Annotated in this window: 21 protein-coding genes and 1 other annotated feature; of the genes, 2 read left to right on the forward strand and 19 right to left on the reverse strand. The window is 43.6% G+C overall.

Annotated features, from left to right (window positions below; genetic code table 11):
* The first annotated feature begins 100 nt into the window (after nucleotides 1-100).
* Nucleotides 101-1033 carry a DMT family transporter gene (locus SRRS_RS14200; protein WP_371361438.1) on the forward strand — a complete coding sequence of 311 codons (933 nt, stop codon included), beginning with the start codon at nucleotides 101-103 and terminating at the stop codon, nucleotides 1031-1033.
* 7 nt (nucleotides 1034-1040) lie between these two features.
* Entirely contained in the window at nucleotides 1041-2180 is a 1140-nt protein-coding gene (locus SRRS_RS14205) for an acyltransferase (RefSeq protein WP_371361440.1), read from the forward strand.
* Between the two features lie 26 nt (nucleotides 2181-2206).
* Here SRRS_RS14205 and SRRS_RS14210 read toward each other — a convergent pair whose 3' ends face one another.
* From SRRS_RS14210 to asnB, 19 genes are all read right to left on the reverse strand, one after another.
* On the reverse strand, nucleotides 2207-3583 hold the full coding sequence (locus tag SRRS_RS14210; RefSeq protein ID WP_371361442.1) for a hypothetical protein: 1377 nt from the start codon (nucleotides 3581-3583) through the stop codon (nucleotides 2207-2209).
* Nucleotides 3584-3595: 12 nt separating this feature from the next.
* Nucleotides 3596-5350 (reverse strand): pyruvate kinase, encoded by a 1755-nt coding sequence (gene pyk / locus SRRS_RS14215; protein ID WP_371361443.1) that lies wholly within the window; start codon nucleotides 5348-5350, stop codon nucleotides 3596-3598.
* 38 nt (nucleotides 5351-5388) lie between these two features.
* Complete coding sequence (locus SRRS_RS14220; protein WP_371361445.1) at nucleotides 5389-5589, reverse strand: hypothetical protein; 201 nt, start codon at nucleotides 5587-5589, stop codon at nucleotides 5389-5391.
* Nucleotides 5590-6002: 413 nt separating this feature from the next.
* On the reverse strand, nucleotides 6003-7481 hold the full coding sequence (locus SRRS_RS14225; protein ID WP_371361446.1) for a sodium:solute symporter: 1479 nt from the start codon (nucleotides 7479-7481) through the stop codon (nucleotides 6003-6005).
* A 27-nt stretch (nucleotides 7482-7508) separates the two neighbouring features.
* Entirely contained in the window at nucleotides 7509-7709 is a 201-nt protein-coding gene (locus SRRS_RS14230; protein ID WP_371361448.1) for a DUF3311 domain-containing protein, read from the reverse strand.
* A 25-nt stretch (nucleotides 7710-7734) separates the two neighbouring features.
* On the reverse strand, nucleotides 7735-8907 hold the full coding sequence (locus SRRS_RS14235) for a M20 family metallopeptidase (RefSeq protein ID WP_371361450.1): 1173 nt from the start codon (nucleotides 8905-8907) through the stop codon (nucleotides 7735-7737).
* A 199-nt stretch (nucleotides 8908-9106) separates the two neighbouring features.
* Complete coding sequence (locus SRRS_RS14240) at nucleotides 9107-9373, reverse strand: hypothetical protein (protein WP_371361451.1); 267 nt, start codon at nucleotides 9371-9373, stop codon at nucleotides 9107-9109.
* Between the two features lie 8 nt (nucleotides 9374-9381).
* On the reverse strand, nucleotides 9382-10737 hold the full coding sequence (locus tag SRRS_RS14245; RefSeq protein WP_371361452.1) for an MATE family efflux transporter: 1356 nt from the start codon (nucleotides 10735-10737) through the stop codon (nucleotides 9382-9384).
* Between the two features lie 107 nt (nucleotides 10738-10844).
* Entirely contained in the window at nucleotides 10845-11819 is a 975-nt protein-coding gene (locus SRRS_RS14250; protein WP_371361453.1) for a 2-hydroxyacid dehydrogenase, read from the reverse strand.
* 132 nt (nucleotides 11820-11951) lie between these two features.
* Nucleotides 11952-12782, reverse strand: a complete 831-nt coding sequence (gene nadC, locus SRRS_RS14255) for a carboxylating nicotinate-nucleotide diphosphorylase (protein ID WP_371361454.1) — start codon at nucleotides 12780-12782, stop codon at nucleotides 11952-11954.
* A gap of 343 nt (nucleotides 12783-13125) precedes the next feature.
* Nucleotides 13126-13737 (reverse strand): aminodeoxychorismate/anthranilate synthase component II, encoded by a 612-nt coding sequence (locus SRRS_RS14260; RefSeq protein ID WP_371361456.1) that lies wholly within the window; start codon nucleotides 13735-13737, stop codon nucleotides 13126-13128.
* 1 nt (nucleotide 13738) lies between these two features.
* Nucleotides 13739-15223, reverse strand: a complete 1485-nt coding sequence (locus SRRS_RS14265; protein WP_371361458.1) for an anthranilate synthase component I family protein — start codon at nucleotides 15221-15223, stop codon at nucleotides 13739-13741.
* A complete protein-coding gene (gene trpA, locus SRRS_RS14270) occupies nucleotides 15224-16018 on the reverse strand; it encodes a tryptophan synthase subunit alpha (protein WP_371361459.1) in 795 nt (264 codons plus the stop codon).
* Nucleotides 16015-17196, reverse strand: coding sequence for a tryptophan synthase subunit beta (trpB, locus tag SRRS_RS14275; protein WP_371361461.1), 1182 nt, complete (start codon nucleotides 17194-17196; stop codon nucleotides 16015-16017). The genes trpA and trpB overlap by 4 nt, the downstream gene beginning before the upstream one ends.
* Nucleotides 17189-17983, reverse strand: a complete 795-nt coding sequence (trpC, locus tag SRRS_RS14280) for an indole-3-glycerol phosphate synthase TrpC (RefSeq protein WP_371361463.1) — start codon at nucleotides 17981-17983, stop codon at nucleotides 17189-17191. Before trpC ends, trpB begins: the two co-directional genes overlap by 8 nt.
* Entirely contained in the window at nucleotides 17934-18614 is a 681-nt protein-coding gene (locus SRRS_RS14285; RefSeq protein WP_371361464.1) for a phosphoribosylanthranilate isomerase, read from the reverse strand. The genes trpC and SRRS_RS14285 overlap by 50 nt, the downstream gene beginning before the upstream one ends.
* A complete protein-coding gene (gene trpD / locus SRRS_RS14290) occupies nucleotides 18584-19618 on the reverse strand; it encodes an anthranilate phosphoribosyltransferase (protein WP_371361465.1) in 1035 nt (344 codons plus the stop codon). Before trpD ends, SRRS_RS14285 begins: the two co-directional genes overlap by 31 nt.
* Before the next feature lie 44 nt (nucleotides 19619-19662).
* Nucleotides 19663-20001, reverse strand: a binding site (T-box leader).
* 103 nt (nucleotides 20002-20104) lie between these two features.
* Nucleotides 20105-20836 carry an HAD family hydrolase gene (locus SRRS_RS14295; RefSeq protein WP_371361466.1) on the reverse strand — a complete coding sequence of 244 codons (732 nt, stop codon included), beginning with the start codon at nucleotides 20834-20836 and terminating at the stop codon, nucleotides 20105-20107.
* Between the two features lie 140 nt (nucleotides 20837-20976).
* Nucleotides 20977-22821, reverse strand: coding sequence for an asparagine synthase (glutamine-hydrolyzing) (asnB, locus tag SRRS_RS14300; protein WP_371361468.1), 1845 nt, complete (start codon nucleotides 22819-22821; stop codon nucleotides 20977-20979).
* Nucleotides 22822-23205: the final 384 nt, after the last annotated feature.

The following is a 23205-nucleotide window of genomic DNA, read 5'->3' on the forward strand; positions in this document are numbered from 1 at the left end:
TTCCACTATCCAATAATCTAAAAGTTTATTGCAGCTATCAGAGTTACGGCCTATAATTATAGTGATGTCTTTTGGAATCTAATTATGAAAGGTTTTTTTAATGAATAATGGGTCCTTTATCTATATAGCGCTAACTTGTGTGTCCTTTCTCTGGGGAACATCCTTTGCCGCCGCAAAAATCGGCATGTACGAATTATCTCCATTAAATCTGGTTATTCTTCGTTTTATCCTGGCATCTGCGGTATTTGCAGCTTGTCTAATAGCTATGGGTCGGGAAAATACTATTGAACGAAAAGACATTCCTCAATTTGTTGTTTTGGGATTTCTTTCCATTACTTCGTATTTTTATATTCAATATACCGGCTTAACTTATACTTCCACAATAAATGCTGCACTTATAATTGCCACAAGTCCAATAACAACAGCACTGCTGGGTGCAGCCTTGGGCTGGGATAAAATCAGTTTTGCTAGCTGCCTGGGAATTATCTTGGCCTTTACCGGTGTAAGTTTAATTATTACTAACGGTCAGCTGGCAGGTATTTTTCAGTCAGTTACTCTTAAAGGTGATCTCCTGCTCATGATAAATGCAATTGTTTGGGCTGGCTTCACCTTGTATGGTAAGGCTATTTTGCAAAAGTACCGTCCCTTCACGGCTATGGCCTATATTCATCTATTTGGTACAATCATGCTGCTGCCGCTGGCCTTTTTCTCAACACAACTGACACCCGTACCTTTTATTAAACAAATAATGCTTGCGAGCTGGTCAACCGTTGGCACGGCATTATATCTTGCTATACTATGCTCAGTATTTGGCTATTATATGTGGTATACTGGAGTAGAACGAATTGGTCCTGTACGTACCTCAGCGTTCAGTTATCTTAATCCCTTATTTGCAATTTTGACAGGTATTTGGTTATTAGGAGAACATCTTACTATTTATACAATCGGCGGTGGTGGTATGGTAATTGCCGGATTATATCTAACAAATAAGTTCAAACAATCCACGCAGTCTGTCCAAGTTAAGGAGCAATAACTACATTATGACTAAAAAACATATAATTGCGCTTGACTATATCCGAGGCATTTCGATGCTGGGAGTTGTAGGCATCCATACAGGCGCTTTTTCTTTGGCTTCCCCGGATATCAATCCCCATTTATTTGCACTGTTTGAGATCGTTTCGCGATTTAGTGTACCAATATTTTTCTTTGTTTCGGCTTTTGGACTATTCATCAGCCAGCCCTTAAAAGAGGAATTTCACTATCTGTCATTTATGCGGCGTCGCTTTAATGCCGTACTTTTGCCCTATATAGCCTGGTCTCTTATATACATGTGGCATTATACTTGGGCAACTGGCGATACAACGATTTGGGAGGAACCACTAGTTTACCACTACTTTATATTTGGTTTAGCTTCTTATCAACTATATTTTCTGGTTATCCTAATTTGGTTTTATGCACTTATGCCTCTGTGGCGCTGGCTGGTTAGACAGCTGCTTAAATCACCGGTTACCGGATTATTGCTACTGCTTACCGGACAAATAATTTTTAATTATTATTCCAGTTACTCCATTCATGCCGATTCTGCTAACAAATATATTAATTTAGCGATACAATTCCGTATGAGTTATTGGGTTCTACACTACGTTTTCATTTTTATACTTGGCGCTGTTTGCGCTGAACTCTATCCTAAGTTTTGCGCTAGACTGGAACAAAACAAGCAATGGATAAACGCTTTCTTTTCTGTAACATTGGCCGGAATGCTTACTTTTTACTATTATCTTGTTTACTTCAAACAGTATAAGTTGGAATCGGCCGTTAACACTGTCCACCAACTCAGCCCGATCGGCGTACTTTATACGGTAGGAGCAACACTGTTTTTATTCAAAATCTTTAGTAAACCGCTCCCAAACTGGGCAGCGGCCATCTTAAGCAACTTAGGGAAGCATTCCTATTTGGTTTACCTTGTTCATCCCCTAGTTATGTACTATGTAAACTTTGAAATACATCAAGCTGCTATACTTCTAACAGACCCGGTCGTGATTGCCTTCTATCTTGCGACTATTGCTATAAGTATTGGTATAGCGTCACTCGTCGGTAAACTCGGACAACTAATTCCGCCATTAGGACTAACATTGACCGGTTCACTTCACAAACCAAATACCTTTCGGCAAAAAGCATAAAAGGCGGAGATTTCCGCCTTTTTTCTTTACGCCAAATATCCAAGTTGTTTTAAATGTTCTTTTTGCGCTGGTGTAATAACGTCTTCCGCATTAAAACTGCTGGTATCTGCAGGAATATGTTTCTGACGTCTTTTCATACGGATACTATAAAGAAATACCAATTGGCAGAATCTCTGAATAGACTTTTGCTGGCCGGCGTTAATTTGACGTACAATCCAGTCTTGATAAATTTGTTCAATACAATCAGCCACGGTTGTAGTAAAGTTTTGTCTGGTGATAAACTCAAGCAATTGAAGACATTCCCGTATCAACAAAAATAATGCCTGCTGTCGGAAAGTATCAGGCATAAAGCCGGTATTCAGTTCCATTACCAACAAACGGCGGCCAATTTCAAAGATCGGATATACTACAGCCAAACTGTCAGCTAAAGTGCGCTGGGCTATGGCTAGCCTAGCAGCTTGACCAGCACCATCCAGCGACTGCCGCCAAGTATCGAGTAATCTAACTTGCACAGCTAATTCAAGACTAAGCAAAGAAACTGCACCAGCTATTTGGCTATATGGATTAAGGCTGTCCATTCCACTGAGATGGCTGCAATCTTTAACAATATTTGCAATAGCCTGCTCCGATAGTACTTTCTTTTCTGTTAACTGTGCAATATATTGTGCTAACGCTTCGAAGTTCTTACCATCTCCGGTTTTAACGACCCGGTGCAGCCATACCGTCATTACCCGGGAAGCATATTCATGCAACACTATGTTTAGCGGCTGAGCAGCCAGCCAGCTTGCTATTTTTGCCTGTATTTCACGGATAAGGCCATCATCGTTTCGTCGGAATGCAGTAAGCCCAATTAATCGATAAGCACGCATAACAGCTTCCTGAACAGCTTCATCCGGCGTAAGCACCATAACCATAGAAATAACTTCTACTGCCCGCGCCGCTAAAAAGTTCTGTCGCTGTTTCAAACTAATAACCGCTATAAGACCAAGTTGTTCTATGGCTCCTGGAACTTCTGCTGCGGCCATATTTTTTAAGAGCGGTCGAAATGCATCTATGCCATGCCCGGCAGCGTCTTCTTGATTCAATTTTATTGCCAAATAGATGGTAGATGTTAGCTTTACCGGTTCACCAATACAACCTAAGCCATTGCCTAATCCCAGTTTTAATAAGTCAAATGCCTGGTAAGCATTGTCGGCATTCCCGGTATTCAAACTAGCATTTAAAAGCTTATAAATTTTTCGCAAAATCTTTCGCTTGCCTTTAGTTGTTGGCTGCGGCCGCTTAGCTATCTCATTTAATTGAGATTTGACGCGCGCCAGTTGCCAATCAAGCCGCTTGGTATAATACCACCAAGCGGCTATGATTATCATCCCTGCTAAAACTATGATTAGCCATAATGCCATAAGGGTTTCTCCCTATCTAGCGTTAATTTCTCCTTGATATACACTACCCCGGGCGGCGTCTACAGTAACAATCGTTCCGTCCTGTAACCGCTCGGTAGCACCTTCAACACCAACTAGAACCGGCATGCCAAAACTTACTCCGACAATAGCGGCATGCGAAGTTAATCCACCTTCCTCCGCAACGATCGCAGCGGCTTTTGCAGCATAAGGCGCCGTCTCTTCGTCGATGCTATTAACAACTAAAATGTCCCCAGCCTGAAACTTATTTCTAATATCTTTAAGTGAAGTTGCTACAACGATTTTGCCGGTAACAGCTCGTTGACCTATGCCGGTACCGCGCATTAAGACGTTGCCAACAACATGTACGCGAATCATATTCGTAGTACCTGACGTTCCCGCCGGCACACCTGCAGTAACAACAACTAGGTCACCATCTTTAACAACACCGGCTTTAAGCGAACTGGAAACAGCACTATGTACCATTTCGTCAGTATTATTGAAGCTAGGTCCTAGAATGGGATAAACACCCCATAGCAACAACATCCGACGGACTGTTTTCGCACACGGAGTGACGGCAACAACAGTAGCATGCGGACGATACTTAGACACCATTCGAGCTGTATAACCTGTTTGTGTGGAAGTAACAATTGCAGCAGCACCAAGTTCATGCGATATTTGCGCTGTAGCGTGACTGATGGCATCAGTCGTTGTACGCTGTGACTGAATTCCTTTACCCATCAGAATATCACTATGCCGCAGCGAAGCTTCCGTACGCATAGCAATGCGTGCCATGGTCTGAACCGCTTCCAGCGGGTATTGGCCCGAGGCTGTTTCACCACTAAGCATTATAGCATCAGAACCGTCAAGGATAGCGTTAGCAATGTCACTTGCTTCCGCCCTGGTAGGCCGTGGATTCGTCATCATTGATTCCAGCATCTGAGTAGCTGTTATAACAGGCTTACCAGCCTTGTTACACTTCTGGATAAGTATCTTTTGTACTAGCGGCACTTCTTCTGCAGGAATCTCTACACCAAGGTCACCTCTGGCCACCATAAGACCGTCAGAAACTTTGATGATCTCATCAATATTCTTAACGCCTTCAGCGTTCTCAATTTTAGGAATAATATCCATGGAGTAATTGCCATCTTCAAGTATCTTGCGGATGGCCAATACATCAGCCGCCCGTTGAACAAATGAGGCTGCAATAAAGTCCATTTGATTGGCAATACCAAAGCGGATATCTGCTATATCCTGCTCAGACAACGGCGGAAGGTTTACGGCAATACCGGGTGCTGCAACCCGCTTCCGATCACCAATTTGCCCACTATTATTTACTGTGGTGATGATATCGTCACCCTCAACTGCGTCTATATGAAGACTTACCAAACCATCGGAAATTAATATAGTTTGTCCAGGAGCAACCTCTTTAGGCAGTAATTTATGATTGACAGAAGCTATTTCCTTAGTGCCAGGCACATCCCGGCTTGTTAGTATAAACTTCTGCCCTTTTTCCAAAGAAATTTTACCTTCAGTAAATAATCCCAACCGCATTTCAGGTCCTTTAGTATCAAGCATAAGGGCAATAGGTTTATTTACCGTTTCAGCGGCTTCTCTAACTCTGGCAATTCTTTTAGCATGCTCTTCGTGTGAGCCATGAGAAAAATTAAACCGAGCTACATTCATACCGGCTTCCATCATTGTCTCTAACACACCGGGTTTATCAGTGCTAGGACCTACAGTACAAACAATCCTTGTCTTCTTCAACATTAATTTCACTCCTTAATCCAAATACTGCATACTGATGGCTAGCGTATTGCATGCTGGCATAAAATGGAATGAGCCTCATTAGCCTCAGACTCTAAAACTAGTATCTCATATAAGCCGTCTCCCATGGCAGAAACAAGTCCTGCTGGTCGAATATTAGCAAGTACACCTTCCGTACAAAGCACATTTTTATACATTTCGGCCTGTGCCCGGTTCGAAGCTATGTATACTACAGTCCACATAAGTATCCTCCTATTAGCTTCTTGCGAAATTAGTAAATAATCCAAAAAAGCTGGCTACTATATACTATAGGTAGCTTCTCCATATATGGCTGTATTCCTGCTTTATAAAACGCTTTCTATTAATTAGCGATAATAAAAAACCTGCTTATCCTACAATATTACCGATAAATAGCTAAAAATTTATTTTAGTGGTATTGCCTCCTTGTTTTGAAAATCTTGCCAAGGTTAAATTATATTTCACCATAATTATGGATTTTCCTCCACTAAATTGATAATTTTATAAATAAAAGCAATGTTTACTAAAGTTCCAGCTAACAAAGAAACACTTTTCCCTTACGAATTTATTATGAATTTTATCTGTTTGGAAAAAATAAAGCCCGGATTTATAATCCGGGCTAAGTTAATTTGTTTGATTACATATTCTCATTTACCTTGGCCGAATCAGCTTGTTTTGTACTTGCGCTGCATGTCAACAAGCTCACAATAACAAAGGTGGCAGTGTTAGCTACTAAAGCAACAAATCCGGCATTCAGATTTAAACCGGCAAAAGCCAATGGATCCATTTTGCCCAGAATGAGGCCAAAAACAAGTACTTCGCCAACTAATAATCCGGTATAAGCACCAAATTTTGTTGCTTTCTTCCAACACAACCCTAGTACCAGCATCGGGAAAAACTGAGTCACGCCGGAATAGCCAGTTAGAAGTAAATTAACGAGCATATTGGGAACAAAGATAGCTAATGACAAAGCGATGGCAGTAAGAACAAGAACGGCTATTCTCGCTAAGCGACCTATGGTCTCAGGAGTACTGTTTTTACCAATAGTACGACCGTAAACATTTCGTGAAAACAACATCGAAGTAGAAAGCAATAAGTCTGCTGCGGGGATCATACAAGCCAAAGCCCCGGCACCGCCAACTAATCCAAGCGCCCAGCCCGGGAAAATCTGTTGGACAATCGCCATAAACGCCATGTCCGGGGTTTTAAGTGCGGGCACTAAAACCAGCAGCGCGGTAAATCCGATAAACATAGGAAAGATTAAACAGAACTGATAGAGCGGTAAATAAACAGCATTATGGCGCAAAACATCATTATTTTTAGCACTAAAGCTATTTGCTGAAAAATGCGGCCACATATAAAATCCTAGACTTGTTACTACCAAGGTCGACATTACCCAGCTTACATCTAAATTCTTAGTTCCGCCAGGCAGCGCCAAGAAGCCAGGTTTAGCCGCTTCCAAAGCCTCAAACATACCTCCTACACTACCAAAATAATGCGCAGGAAGATATAATCCAAAAAATACAACAGCCACCATCATAATAACGTCTTTTATTGCTGCGGTTGTAGCAACGCCTTTTAAACCACTCATATAAACAAATGCTGCTACCATTGTGAAAGCAATCAGCATGGCGGGAACACGGGTAATCTGCCCATATGAGCAGGTTTCAATAATAAGACCAAGGCCCGAAAGCTGCAGCTGTAAGTACGGAAGTAAGAAAGCAATGCCAATACAGGCGGTAAGTATGCCAAGTGTTTTACTACCATATAATTTTTCTATTAAATCCGGTTGTGTCATAAGTCCATGTTTACGTCCTGCAGTTGCAATGGCAGGCAAAAGATAGTAACCAATCAGATAGGCCAAAGCTCCATAACCTAAAATATAGAAAGTGGGGCCGCCACGAGCATAAGCCCAGCCGCTGGCACCTAAAAACGCAAATGCTGTATAGATTTCACCGGCCATAATAAACCAGTTTAGCCATCGGCCAAAACTGCGTCCGCCAACAGCCCATTCTTCCAAACTCATCTTCTGCTTCATACCCGGGATCATTCCAACGACAGTAGCGCCAACAACAAAGATAAAAATAACAATAAGCGCCATTACCTCATTACTCATTATAAACTTTCCCTTCCTTCGCTGGCGCTAGTCCGCCCCTTTATTGTTTTTTGAATCAATAGCATACAGTCCTTTAATACATAAGAAAGCGACAATAATGCCGGCTACCAGCCAGAACGCCAAAAATGGCAGTCCCATAACAAAAGGCTTAACACGATTAACAAACGGAATCATGCCAATTGTCCAAACGAAGGGAATTAGCGTTAAAATGATCTTAATTGGATTCACGGAAATCACCTCCTGCTAAAAAAAATTATTCGTTCATCAACTGTAAAGCCGCAGACGCCATAATTTCCACCCCGTAGCTAAGAGCCTTTTCATCAAGATCAAACTTCGGGTGATGGTGCGTATAGACAATTCCTTTCTCCTTATTGCCGGCGCCAATAAACATGAAACAACCAGGTACCTGTTCCTGATAATAAGAGAAATCCTCCGCCACCATTGCCGGATTAAGTTCAAGCACACCTGTTTTTCCTAATACAGCCGCACCAACTTTAGCAACAGTTTTTGCTACTTCAGGGTTATTAACTACAGGAGGATAACCAAAAGAACTTTCTAATTTATATGTTGCTCCGGCCGCAGCGCAAATACCACTGCTAATCCTATCAATACTAGCAAATACAGTTTCGCGTGTACTCTGGGTAAATGTCCGTACTGTTCCCTGCAAGACCGCCGAATCAGGAATAATATTAAACGCATCACCTGCTTTAAATACACCTAGTGACAATACTGCCAACTCGTTAGCGTTAACGTTGTTACCTGTAATTGTTTTTAGAGCTAAAACAATTTGCGCACCAACATATAACGGATCTATTGTCTGATGCGGCATCGAACCATGCCCGCCACGCCCTTGAACTGTAATGGTAAACTGATCTGCCGCAGCCATCATTGGCCCGTAAGTCAAACCCATTGTCCCTATATCCAGCGGCTGCCATAAATGAGCCCCAATAACAAAATCTACACCTCTTAATGCGCCGTCGGTAATCATATCAATTGCACCACCGGGCAATCTTTCCTCGCTGGGCTGAAACAGCAATCGAATATTACCAGACAACTCGTCTTTAATCGCCGTAAATACTTTTGCAATGCCTAACAACATGGCAGTGTGTCCATCATGTCCACAGGCATGGCAGACTCCGGGATTTTGTGAACGATACGGCTGATTGATTTCATCTTGAATAGGTAACGCATCAATATCAGCACGAATGGCTACCGTTTTTCCGGACTTGCCTCCCTTTATTTCTGCAATTACTCCCGTTCCAGCAGCTGGACGGGGCTCCAGCCCCATGCTCTTAAGTTCCGCCATAATTTTCTTCTGCGTTTCATACTCCTCCCGGCCAAGCTCGGGGAATGTGTGAAACTGACGGCGCAGTGCAATAACATAATCAGTGCCGCCTTTTACAAGTTCATGAATTTGTCTTTCCATAGTTTACCGTCCTTTCACTTCTATAATAGTAATTAATTCACATTTATACATGTTTACACATTTAACAGTAATTTTCCTGCTAACCATCCTAAATTTACATATATTATTTCATTTTATTATTCATAGATCCTTGTTACAAGTACAAAAGGATACAAAAAAAGAAGACTACCCTTTCTGGTTGCCTTCTGCAAAAAACAAATTACCAGTAATAATACACTTTGTTACCATCATGCTTGATGTAGCCATGACGTAATTTTTCGATTCTTTGATCATCTGCTTTCAGTTGAGTTATGTTTTCTTCATGAGCGGCAAGATTAGCTGCTTCAGTAGGCGCAGTAGCAATCACTGCTGTCAGAACACTAACGGAAAGCAGGGTAACAAGCAACCTGCTTTTCATAATTACCAGCCTTTCATTTTTTACTAGTAATATTCGTTCCTTTAATAAGACTTCCTGCTGATTAATCACTAAACCCGCTAAGAATTATTTTCCAATTCCCTATTCCGCAGCTTGCCATATTCCAACCATAAATAGAAACCTGTTAGTATTGATGACACTAAGTCAGCTACCGGTCCTGCAAACCATATGCCTTGCAAGCCGAAGTAAACAGGCAACATAACAATGGCCGGAATTAAAATAATAACCTGTCGCGACATGCTTAGAAAAATCGCATAACCAGCCTTGCCTGCCGCCTGAAAATAATTGGCTCCGATAATTTGAAAACCAATAACCGGCAGCATGAATAGCAGTATTTTTAAACCACTTGCGCCAAGCGTAACCAGCTCGGGGTTATCATTAAATAACCGGATAATCGGAATAGCAAATACCTGTACTATAATAAAACCAGCTACAGATATTGCTGTCGCAGCATATATGCCAAGTTTCGTAACCTCGATAACACGTCGATAATTTTTAGCACCATAATTATATCCCAAGATTGGTTGAACGCCTTGGCTTATACCAAATACCGGCATGAGTATCAGCATGCCTACTCTGTTAATTACACCGATAGCCGCTACAGCCAGTTCGCCCCCATAACGTAACAAACCGTAGTTATATAGTATAGTCACCACACTAGCGGCAATCTGCATTAAAAAAGGTGATAAACCAATTTTAAAAATATCCCAAACAATAGTTTTATCAAGCCGAAGATTGGAACTACGTAACCTGATAACCCCTTTATTGCTTGTTAAGTGTTTAAGAACCCAGGTGGCTGAAACAGCTTGGGAAGATACTGTCGCTAACGCCGAACCGGCAATACCTAGTTTTAAAACAAAAATAAACAAAGGATTTAATATCATATTCAATAAAGCGGAAATTAACATAGTCGCCATTGCCACTTTGGGATTACCTTCGGCGCGAATTATATTATTCAGACCAAAGCCAACATGCATGAATATACTACCGATGAGAATTATTCTGGTAAAGTCACGGGCATATGGCAGCACATGCTCATTGGCCCCCAAAAATATCAAGATTGGGTCTAAAAACCAAAGTGCGAGCGTTGTAGTAGCCAATACAGCAACGACCATCAAACTTAACGCGTTACCAAGAATGATTTCCGCTTCTTGACGCTTTTGCTCTCCAAGACGAATAGAAACCAAAGTAGATGCACCTATACCAATTAACATACCTATTGCCATTAAAACCAGCATAATGGGAAAAGCAATTGTTACAGCTGTGAGGCCAATATCACCAACCCAGTTTCCCACAAAGACACTGTCTACAACATTATATAATGCATTTACCACCATACCTACTATGGCCGGCAGCGAAAATTTCCATAATAATTTACTGATTTTTTCCTGACCCAACGCCTGGGATTGATCCATACGACCTCCATAACCAAATGCTATTAGTGTATCGTGATTTATAATGTTCCCGTTTATCTTAGAATATTACCTCTAATTCAAAACACAGATCTCACATATGCTATCTTTTAACTATTTATTACATCCGGATTAACACAGGTTACTAAAGGTCTTCCGTCTAATCCCAACAGTAGATTTTCTGCTGCCAGCATTCCCATTCGAATGCGCGTTTCCGTTGTCGCACTGCCAATATGCGGAACAACTAGGATATTAGGTAGTTGCAGCAGTGGGTGATCCCCAGGCAGTGGTTCCGGGTCAGTCACATCCAGAGCAGCATATGCAATTTGTTTGCTAGCCAACGCATTATATAATGCCTCAGTGTCCACAACCGCCCCCCTGGCCGCATTGACAAAATAAGCTGTCGGCTTCATTCTCGCAAATTCCTTTGCTCCAAACATTCCTCTAGTTTCAGCAGTTAGCGGTGTTAAAACAACAATAAAGTCAGCTTCAGTCAAAAGTTCATCAAAACCGCGGTACTCAGCCTGAAACGAATCCTGAACCGGCAGCCGCTTGCGGTTATGGTAGATTACTTTCATACCACAGGCCTGCCCACGCTTGGCCACGGCAGAACCTATGGATCCCATGCCCACGATTCCTAATGTCTTATTATATAAGTCAACACCCAAAGGAAACTGGGTACCATTTTGCCAATTACCTGCCCGCACCCACTCCCAGCCTTCATGAATGCGCCTGGCTGCTGTCAGCAGCAACCCAAACGCCAGATCAGCCGTTGTTTCCACTAAAACTCCCGGTGTATTGCAAAAAGGTATTCTACGCCTAGTGCAAGCCGGAACATCAATATTGTCGTAGCCCACTGCCTCTTGAACAATCACCCTTAGCTTTGGCGCTAGCGTCAGCAGCTGCTCATTGACCGGCATATTCATCGTAACAAATAAACCCTCGGCATCATTCAGCCATTCCGTGATATCAGAGAGAAGCGGCGATCTAGTCTGCTCCCATTGATATACTTGGCAATGTTTTTGAATGAGTTCCAACACCGACGGTAAAACACGTCCGGTAATTATGACTTTACATTTATCCATGCAATTCCACCACCATTAATTATATTCAATCATTATATATTCAACTTAATTATTATAGAATCCTGGAGAATTCGAAAAGAGCAATCCTCATTTTTCTCGGGATTGCTCTAAGAACTGATTTATCCAACTATATTATTTTAACCGAATACTAATATCGGCTACTTTAACAGAATGAGTAATAAGGGTACTGGAAATTATATCAACCCCTACTGCAGCCAATTCCGGCACCTGTTCCAGTGTAATATTGCCTGATACCTCAACTAAAGAGCGATGATCAACTATCGCTATCGCTTGCTCAGTCATAGTAACCGACATATTTTGAAGACAAATAACATCAACACCGGCAACAACTGCTTCTTGCACCTGTTCTAATGTTTCAACTTCAATCTCCGTCTTTACGAAAGGTGATAGATGATGCCGGATTCGTTCTACTGCTTGCGTTATCCCACCTGCAGCCTTAACATGATGGTCCTTAATAAATGCCATATAATCAAGAGCAAAGCGGTGACTTTTGCCGCCACCCACCCTAACAGCATATTTTTCTAGCATTCTTAATCCTGGAGTTGTTGTTCTGGTATCAGCAATTACGGTGTTGGCGTCACCAACCGCTTCAACATACCGCCGTGTTTTACCGGCAATTCCCGACATGCGCTGCAAAAAATTCAGAGCAACCCTTTCTCCGCTTATCAAATTCCGCGTAGTTCCCTCAAGAATAGCAAATTTTTCTCCACTGGGTATTTTATCTCCGTCATTATATCTAAAAGCAATCTTGACTTTTTTATCAAGCAATGAATACGCTTTAGCAAATACATCTTTACCGGCTAAAACGATGTCCTCTTTCGCCAACAAATAACCTTCGGAAAAGTGATCATCTGTAAAAATAGCCTGGCTGGTAATATCACCAAAACCTATATCTTCTCTCAGCGCCTGCCGCAGCAATTCTTCTACTATAAAATTATTCATAATAATTGCTCCCCTCTAGTTAACTTAACACTAGGCCTTAAAATATTTTGTCCATAGCCATCAAAAAACATCCTGTTGGATGCTTTAAATTATAAACTATATTGCCAATAGAATAAACTGGATATGAGCTAAAATTTTTGTACCGCAGTCATTTTTCTTCAATAGCACGAACAGCTCGGCAATATTGTTTATTGTTATAGTCCCCGTGGCCCTGGGAATACACTCCTTCTAAAAAATAAAGCTCCCGTCCTTAAAAAGAACGAGAGCTTGCGCGATACAACCTTTGTTATCTGTCAAAAAGTGAATTACACTTTACCCGTTACTGTAATGGCACAGGGGTACATTAATGCAACCTTAAGTCTCTCAAATTTAAGCAGCGTGAAACTCCTTTCGTTTTAGCAAGAAACTTTTCTAACAGATTTGTGCCTTTCGGAGTAAGTATCGATTCTGGGTGGAATTGTACTCCCTCGATATCATATTCTTTGTGGCGCAGTCCCATAATCAGACCGTCTTGCGAAGTACATGTCACTTCTAGACAGTCAGGTAGTTCTTCTTTGGCAACAATCAACGAATGATATCTTGCAGCCGCAAAGGGTTTTGGCAAACCACGATAAATACCGCACCCCTGGTGAATAATGTATTCACTCTTACCATGTACCGGCTGCGGTGCGCGTATTATTTTACCGCCAAAAACCTCACCAATGGCCTGATGTCCAAGGCAAATCCCAAGGATAGGGAGTTTTCCGGCAAAATTTCTTATCACTTGTTTGCTTATCCCGGCACTGGCAGGAGTTCCCGGCCCTGGTGAAATGATGATGCCCTGATAGCCTGTCTGCTCAATTTCCTCAACACTAATCTTGTCATTGCGAATTACCGTTACCTCATAACCCAGGCTTGCAACTGCTTGATATACGTTATAGGTAAATGAATCATAATTGTCGATAATTAAAACCATGTTATTTCGCCTCCTTAAAAAGCTCCATGAGAACTCCGGCTTTATGCAGGATCTCCTTAAATTCCATTTCTGGAACAGAATCAGCAACAATACCCGCCCCTGCCCGTACAGTCACCTGCTGCCCCTCAATAACAAGCGTCCGGATAGTAATGCAGGTATCCATATTGCCACGGAAGTCAAAATAACCAACCGCACCGGCATAGGGTCCGCGGCTATCTGCTTCCAATTCGTGAATAATCTCCATCGCCCGCACTTTAGGCGCACCGCTCACTGTTCCAGCCGGAAAACAGGCAGTCAAGACATCTATCGCCGAAAATTTTGGGTCCAACCGGCCTGATACTTCTGATACGATGTGCATAACATGCGAATATTTTTCAACTTCCATCAGCCGGTCAATACATACCGTACCTGGCTGACTTATTCGTCCGATATCATTGCGGCCAAGATCTACAAGCATTGCGTGTTCGGCTCGTTCTTTTGCATCGGCCAGCAGTTCTGCCGCCAGTTGTTCATCCTCAGCCGGACTTGCCCCCCGGCGGCGCGTACCGGCAATCGGACAGGTCAGTACTCTGCCGTCTTCAAGTTTGACCAGCCGCTCTGGGGAAGCTCCCACAAGCTGACGCTTACCAAAATTAATATAAAACATGTAGGGTGAAGGATTTTCCCGCCGCAGCTTCCGGTATAGTGCAAACGGATTTCCCGCTAATCTATAGCGAAAGGGACGTGATAACACAACCTGATATATATCTCCGGCAGCAATATATTCTTGGGCCTGTTTAACCATACTTATATAGCGTTGTTTACTTTCCGCTTTATCCATTAATCCAAAATTCAATGAAATATACATAGTAGTTTGTTCAGACTCATTCCGGGGCAAATCAACGGGTTTCTTAAGTGCAGCCGCCAGTTCCGACAACTCGTGTACCGCCCGATCATAAGCATCGGAGGTTTGACTACCCGGACAAAGGTGAACCAAATTTATCAGTTGAGTGGTATGGGTCAAATGATCCATGGCCAAGATATATTGGCAGACGATTTGCTCCATGAGCGGTAAACCATCAGGAATATCTAGTCCGCATATCCTTTCCCACGCAGCTGCTGTTTCATAAGCGGCATAACCTACAGTGCCGCCGGCAAAAGGGGGGAGACCAGTTATCTTAGGCATAAAAAACTGAGCCAAAAATTCTTTAAACAATAGATGCGGTTTGCCAGTTTGTGTGGTCGTACTGCCGTCACGTAAGATTGTTTCAGCATAGTCCCTATAGGCGGTAAAACCAGCTAACGGCTTAGTTCCAATAAAAGAATAACGGCCAAAATTTTTTCCTGTCTGCGCACTCTCCAGAATAAACCCAGGCTTATCACCTACCACTTTATAATACAAAGAAACAGGCGTTTCTAAATCGGTAGATAATTCAGCCCAAACCGGAAGTACAGTATAAGTATCGGCTAATCGGCAAAATTCTTCTTTATCCGGATAGACCTGCATTTACCTTTGCTCCCCCTTATCCAATGCCTGACGAAGTGCTGCTACAAAACCCTGTGCAGCATTAACACCCTGTAGCTTTAAGCGTTCCATTACGGCACTGCCGACAATAACAGCATCCGCCTGTTTTGCTGCTTGACAGGCAGCTTCCGGACTGCCAATTCCAAAGCCGATGGCTACTGGTATGTCGGTTTCCTGACGTACTTTTTCTAAAACAGGCGCTAAGTGACTGTAGTTGACTTGGCGTACTCCCGTTACTCCAGTACTGGAAACACAATATATAAAGCCTTCGGCCTGCCGGCAGATTGTTCTTAAACGGTCCGGGGTAGTGGTGGGTGCAATCAGACTGATTAAATCTACTCTAGTCTTGCGGCAGGCAGCTTCCACACTAACAGCTTCCTCCAGCGGCAAATCCGGAACGATTAGTCCGCAAACGCCAGCCCGGGAAAAATCTTGAATAAATTTATCTATACCGTACTGCATTATAATATTGTAGTATGTCATTACAGCCAGCGGTATAGCGATCTCCTGCTTAAGTCCAGATAACATAGCTAACGTCTTGGCCACAGTAGCTTCGCCAGCCAAGGCCTGCGTAGCCGCATACTGAATAATCGGCCCGTCGGCCATAGGGTCGGAAAATGGCAGGCCGATTTCGATTAAATCGGCTCCGGCAGCTTCGATTGCCTTAATTGCTTGCAGAGTAGTAGTATAATCCGGATAACCGGCCATCACATATACAATTAATCCTTTACGACCAGACACTTTTATTTGCTTGAACTTATCCGAAATCAAACTCATAGCTGTCCCTCCGATACCTGTGCCACCATTTGCACGTCTTTATCGCCCCGCCCTGATAAACAAACAACAACAGCCTCTGCTACTTTTGTTTGCGGCATTAAATACTCCAGATAAGCTAGGGCATGCGAACTCTCTAACGCCGGAATAATTCCTTCCAGGCGTGATACCTGCTGAAAAGCTGCTAATGCCTCTTCATCCGTTACCGACGTATATTTCACCTTTTTACTGTCTTTAAAATAAGCATGTTCAGGACCAACACCTGGATAATCCAGCCCAGCAGAAATGGAATATGCCGGAATAATCTGCCCCTCGTTATCTTGCCTGAGGTAACTTAACGCTCCGTGCAATACCCCTGGACGGCCATAAGACAGTGAGGCAGCATGCTCATTGGTAGCCAGGCCTTTTCCTGCTGCTTCTACGCCAATCTTGGTCACTGCGGTGTTATCGCGGAATGGATAGAAAATACCCATAGCATTGCTTCCGCCGCCGACGCAGGCCAAAATATAGGTAAGATCGGCACCGGCTTCTCTAACCTGCTGTTCGACCTCACGTCCGATAATAGCCTGAAAATCCCTTACTATCATAGGATACGGATGCGGGCCTACCACTGAGCCAATAATGTAGTGAGTATCTTCAATATTGGTCACCCAATAACGAATAGCCTCACTGGTGGCATCCTTAAGCGTTCCTGAACCGCTGGTTACAGGGATTACTTTTGTACCCAGCAGACGCATGCGAAATACATTAAGCGCCTGTCGCTCCATGTCCTCCGCCCCCATAAACACGCTGCATTCCATACCGAACAGTGCGGCCACCGTGGCACAAGCTACGCCATGCTGCCCGGCCCCGGTTTCAGCAACAACACGTTTCTTGCCCATCCGCCGAGCCAGCAGTGCTTGACCTAAAGCATTGTTAATCTTATGCGAGCCCGTATGCAGCAAATCTTCCCGTTTTAGATAAATCTGGCCACGGCAGTAATGCTCTGTCAATTTAGCCGCATGATATAACCGGGTGGGACGTCCGGCGTATTCCCGCAAATAAGAAGCTACTTCTTTCTGAAAACCGGAATCCTCTTTAAGTGTTCTATAACAAGTTTCCAATTCAATTAGAGCCGGCATAACAGTCTCAGGTACAAACCGACCTCCGTAATTGCCAAATCTCCCCCTACTATTAGGCATTAACGATCTCCCCTTCCTGTCGTTTCTGGCCTAAGGCCAGTTCATTCGTTTTTACTGAAATATCTCCGGCTGTTACCAGCGCTTCTCCGACCAAGATGCCGTTTACCCCGGCTTTTTTTAGTTTTCCGGCATCTTGTTCATTCCTGATGCCGCTTTCACTGATAATGAGCCGCCCTAGGTCACAATAAGGTAATAATGTAAAAGTCTGTTCGATATTAGTAGTAAAACTTCGCAAATCCCGGTTATTGATGCCCACTATTTTGGCTGCTGTCTGTTGTACCCGTTTCAGTTCAGGCAATGTATGCACTTCTACTAAAGAATCCATCCCCAATTCACCGGCAATCTGCAAAAATCGGCTAAGCTCTGTATTCGACAACAAAGCGGCAATCAGGAGCACAGCGTCCGCTCCGGCGGCTCTTGCTGCAACAAGCTGATATTCGTCGATAATAAATTCCTTGCATAATACCGGCACATCAACAGCTTTTTTAACATCAACAATATCCGCCATCCTGCCGCTAAAAGCTGCATTGGTATGCACCGACAGGGCGGTAGCTCCACTATTGGCATAAATCTTGGCAAGTTCCACAACAGTATGCCTTGGGCACAATGTTCCTTTGGCCGGTGAAGCCAGTTTGCATTCGGCAATCAATGACCAGTCATGCCGGGAAATGGTCGCGCTAAATGCAAAATCACCTCGTGTCGCCTTACTCATGATAGCTTTCAGAGGAATCATTCGTTTAGCTTCTTTTATAGTTTCCCTGGTTTGATTTACAATCTTGTTTAGCATGTAACCCCTCCTTTGCTGCCGTTATAAAGCGCTGAATTTTTTCGATATCTTTTTGCCCGTTAGTCTCCACGCCGCCTGATACATCGACCCCGTCAGGCTGTAAAATATCAATAGCTTCCGCCACATTCTCCGGTGTCAAGCCGCCAGCTACAAAGAGCAGCCGGTTTGTATGCCTTGCTAATAGCTCAGCTGCCTGCCGCCAGTCAAAAACGATTCCTGTTCCCCCCTGCCTGCCGGCAATACAACTATCCATTAATGTCCACGCTGTTTGATAGCCCTCAAAAACTGCTGAACTAAACCCTGAAGTATAGTTAAAGGCTTTGATTACCGGATACCCAAGCAGACGGCAATATTCGGGCGACTCCTCTCCGTGCAGTTGTACATAGTCCAATTTGCACTCCCGGGCAACTTGCTGTACTTCGCCTAGCGGCGCGTTTACAAATACGCCGACTTTACCAATACCCGAAAGCTGGCAGGCAATCTGTTTGGCCTGTTCCAAAGAGATCTGCCGTTTACCCTCTGCAAAAACAAAGCCGAGCAAATCTGCCCCAAAGTCACGGGCTGCTACAGCCGCCTCTATGGTACTGATGCCACAAATCTTTATGATAATGGCAACTCCGCCTCCCTGCATTGCGTAAAGTTCTGCAGTGCCTCCAGCTTCTTTAAGGCAGCTCTGCTATCAATACTTTGCGCAGCAAGCTCTATACCTTCCTTAATATTGGCAGCAGCATCGGCTGCCACCATTGCCGCGGCAGCGTTTAGTATTACGATATCACGCTTCGGCCCGTGCTCTCCGTTTAATAGCCGGAGAATAATCTGCGCATTTTCTCCAATCGTGCCACCTTGGTAATCGGCTAACGTGCAACGGCTAAATCCATAATTTTCCGGTTCAAGTACATAAGAGTGAATTTCTCCCTCTCGCACTTCGGTAATATAAGTAGGCATGGCAGTTGATATTTCGTCAAGACCATCCTGACTATGCACAACCATAGCCCTGGCTATTCCCAATTCTTTAAGTGCCTGAGCAACTTTGGTTGTCAGCCGAGGATCATAGACCCCGATCAACTGACACTGAGCGCCAGCCGGATTGGTTAAGGGACCTAGCAAATTAAACACGGTCCGAAACCCTAGTTCATGCCGGGGATTGATGGCGTACTTCATTGCCTGGTGAAAACGCGGGGCAAAAATAAACCCAACGCCAATGGTATCAATTGATTCGGCCACAGCTTGCGACGTCAGTTCCAGATTTATCCCCAGTTCCTGCAGCACATCGGCGCTGCCACAGGAACTGGACACACCTCTGTTGCCATGTTTAGCCACGCTCAAACCGGCGCCTGCCAACACAAAAGCTACCGTTGTTGAAACATTAAATGTTCCCCGGCGATCCCCGCCGGTTCCGCAGGTATCAATTAACTTTTTAGTGCTGCATTCAACCTTCAGGGCTAAGGCACGCATAACTTCGGCAAATCCAGCCACCTCCACGCTTGTTTCCCCTTTCATGCGCATCGCCGTAAGGAAAGCAGCAATTTGCACTTCGCTAGCCTGCCCGGACATAATGACCTGCATGGCTTCTTTAGCCTCTTCACGGGAAAAATCCTGACCGGCCACAACCTGGGAAAGATAATCCTTTAACATGTTTTTTACCCCCTTTAGAAAAAAATAAAGACCATTTCACCCCTAATAGGGGCGAAATGGTCCGCGGTACCACCCTAATTCAGAAATAGCAAACTTGCCTGGGTAAATAAAAAGACCATTTCGCCTAGGGGCGAAATGGTCGCGATACCACCCTATCCAAAAAGTTCACACTTTCCCTCGTTCAGGTACGGGACAATAACAATCCGATACCCTAGCCTGTTAACGGCGGCATCCGTCCCAGCCTACTCACAAAAGTTTTTGGTGGGCAGCTCTCAGGTCCATTCCATAGGTTCTCTAGGCCGGTCATCTCACCTCCGGAAACCCGGTCACCGACTCGCTGAATTAAAGTGCACAAATGTACTCGTCCTGTTCACAGCCTTTACAGTATTCAACTTTAGAGCAATTTTAGCTCATGTTTTTCGTATTGTCAAGACTATTTTTCCCTGCGCAAAACATTGTTATCCTAAAATAGCAAACTATTTATAGCTAAGCAACAGAACCATTTTCCGCATTTATTATGCCCGTAATATTCTGTGCCAGTTCTTGCAGTGTTCCTTGATAGTCGGCTCTGAAGTCCAATTTCTTTGCATTTATCAGGCAATCGGTAACCAAATAGGTTTTCATCCCTGTTTTCGCTGCAGCCAAATCTTCTTCAACATCATTTCCCACCATCAAGCATTCTTCCGGTCTCCGACCAATACATTCGAGAATTTCCCAATAGTATTCAGGATTTGGCTTACAAAAATGACAATCCTCGTAGCTGGTAATGTGCTTAAAATTAACATCCGCTAGGCCTGCCCATTGAATACGCTGTTTAACCGCATTCAACGGGAATATAGGATTGGTAGCTAAAACAACCTCAAGCCCAAGTTCAGTCACCGCCATAACAGCCTGACGGGCTGTCATATTTGGCCTTGTTACCGGTTTTACTTTTACAAAATCATTCTCATAAAAATCATCAAAAATGGGTTCAAGCACCTCGGCAGCAATTCCGATATTTGGCATAAAATCCTCAAAAAATACTTGTTGGTTAGTTTTATCTTTATCCCCGCTTTTAACCATAGCCTCGGTTGATGAAAGCAATTGCTGGATAAATTTTTTTGAATCGACAAGATTACCTATTCGAAGACATAAATTTTTAAAATACTCGTGCGCAAACTCCTCCTGCTCCAGCGGCAGCAAAGTTCCGTCTAGGTCAAACAACACAGTTTTTATCATATTTTTTAGATGACTCCTTTAGTTATAAATCTTATATAGCTAAGTTTACTAAAAAAACCGCTTAAAGCCAAGTTTGCTATTATGTAGGCAAAGAAAAAAGCCGAGAAAATTATTCCCGACTTTCTGCTCTCTTTTCTCCCTTATACGACTTGCACCTTATATTCGCGCATCCAGTGATCGGCTTGAATAAGATAAGCAAATAATTGTGGTCCACTCATCAATTGGCCAAACCAAGGAATGTTCGAAGCAGATAAATCAGTTTGCGCAATTTCCTTAAACTTTTCAACATTAAGAATCTGCTGCAAAGGGGAAGATGGATCGTTCAAAATGGCCAGTGCCTCGCCAACGACGGTTTTAGTATATACTGGATTATGTGTTTTGGGATAAGGACTCTTTTTGCGCCAAAGCACATCTTCGGGCAAAATTCCTTCCAAAGCATGGCGCAGCAGCCCCTTCTCCCTGCTCTGATAATACTTCATACTCCAGGGCACATTCCACACATATTCAACAATCCGGTGATCGCAAAACGGCACTCTGACTTCCAGACCGAATGCCATACTCATGCGGTCCTTACGATCCAAAAGGGTTGGCATAAACCGTGTAAGGCTAAGATAAAATATCTCACGCATTCTGGCAGAATGCGAATCTTCCCCTGGAAGTCGCGGAACCTCTGCAAGAGCATCACTATAGCGTTGAGCTACATACTCGGCTGGTTTAATCCTATTCTGTATATCCTGTTTTAACCAGGGAATACGAATTTCGGGATGCGGTGACCATGGAAACGTCGTAGCGTAAATCATGTCTTTACGTTGAAACCAAGGGTATCCGCCAAATACTTCGTCAGCGCACTCCCCCGATAAAGCTACAGTGGCTCCTTTTTTTATCTCACGACAGAACAAGTATAGCGAAGTATCAATGTCGGCCATACCGGGCAAATCCCGGACCAAAGCGGCGGACTTCAGGCTTTCTGCCAGCTCCGAGTTATCTAATAATACCTTATGGTGACATGTGCCAAAATGCTCCGAAACCCGAATAACCCACGGAGCATCCGAATTGGGCTGAAAACTGTTAGCTTTAAAATACAAGTCATTGTCAACATAATCTACCGAATACGTAAGTAGCCTGTCTAAGCCTGACTGTTTACGGGATGTAGCCGCCAATGCAGTAAGCACACTTGAATCAAGCCCTCCTGATAATAGAGCGCAGATTGGAACGTCAGAAACTAATTGCCGTCTGGCGGTGTCAATCAAAAGTTCTCGAACCTGTGCAGCAGTCGCGCCGAAATCTTCGGTGTGAGGTTTTGATGTTAATGACCAATATTGTGTAATGGTTTTTCCTTGCCGGCCGATAATCATACAGTGTCCGGGTTTTAATTCATTAACACCCTTGAATACACCATGCCCAGGTGTCCGGGCCGGCCCAATCATAAACACTTCCGCCAGACCTTCTTCGTCAATTTCCGGCCGTACAAGAGGATTGGCAAGTAGCGTTTTAATCTCTGAACCAAAGAGAAAACTACTGCCTCGTTCGGCATAAAATAATGGCTTAACCCCTATACGGTCACGGGCTAAAAACAGGCTCTGTTTTACTTCGTCCCAAATTCCAAAGGCATATATACCGTTAAACTTCTCGACACACGCCGATCCCCATTCGATAAACGCTACAAGCAGCACCTCAGTATCACAACGGGTGCTGAAGGTGTGGCCCCGCTCTTCAAGTTCACGCCTAAGTTCCGTCGTATTATACAATTCGCCATTATATGTGATTACAAATTTCTGTGTACCGCGATATCGGATCATGGGTTGCGCACCCCCTACCGGGTCAATAACACTAAGGCGGCGATGCCCCAGCATTGCGTTTGACGAAATGTAAGCCCCCTGCGCATCCGGTCCGCGTGCAGCCAGCGTATCGATCATAGCCGATAAAATATGACTTTTCTCAGTTAAATTTTGCTCCCAGTCAATCCACCCGGTAATCCCACACATTCTCTATCATCCCCCACAAAAAAAATATCCTGTGGGCGCCAAACCAAAAGGCCGGCACACTACACAGGCATCGTTGCCCCGCGTGTCATTCACATGCTTATAGATATGCACTTAAACAAATAAATGCTACATGTAGTATTGCCGTTGCCAATGAAATTAGTGTGCCTGTGGTAGATTAATCCTCCTAACGGTTAAAGGCGAGTAACTAATTCTCTAATTAAAAGCGACTAACCGTCAGATGGGGGTAGAATCCCAGCTGACGGTTAGTCTTCTTTATTTTAATATTATTTACGGTAACACTGCAACATAGTAGTAAAGTTAGCCAATCTTCCCTTAATATTATACGATGCATACACATTAGGGATCTCGAAGTGCTATAATAGG

Origin of the sequence: Sporomusa rhizae, assembly GCF_041428845.1 — a bacterium.
Taxonomy (GTDB): domain Bacteria; phylum Bacillota; class Negativicutes; order Sporomusales; family Sporomusaceae; genus Sporomusa; species Sporomusa rhizae.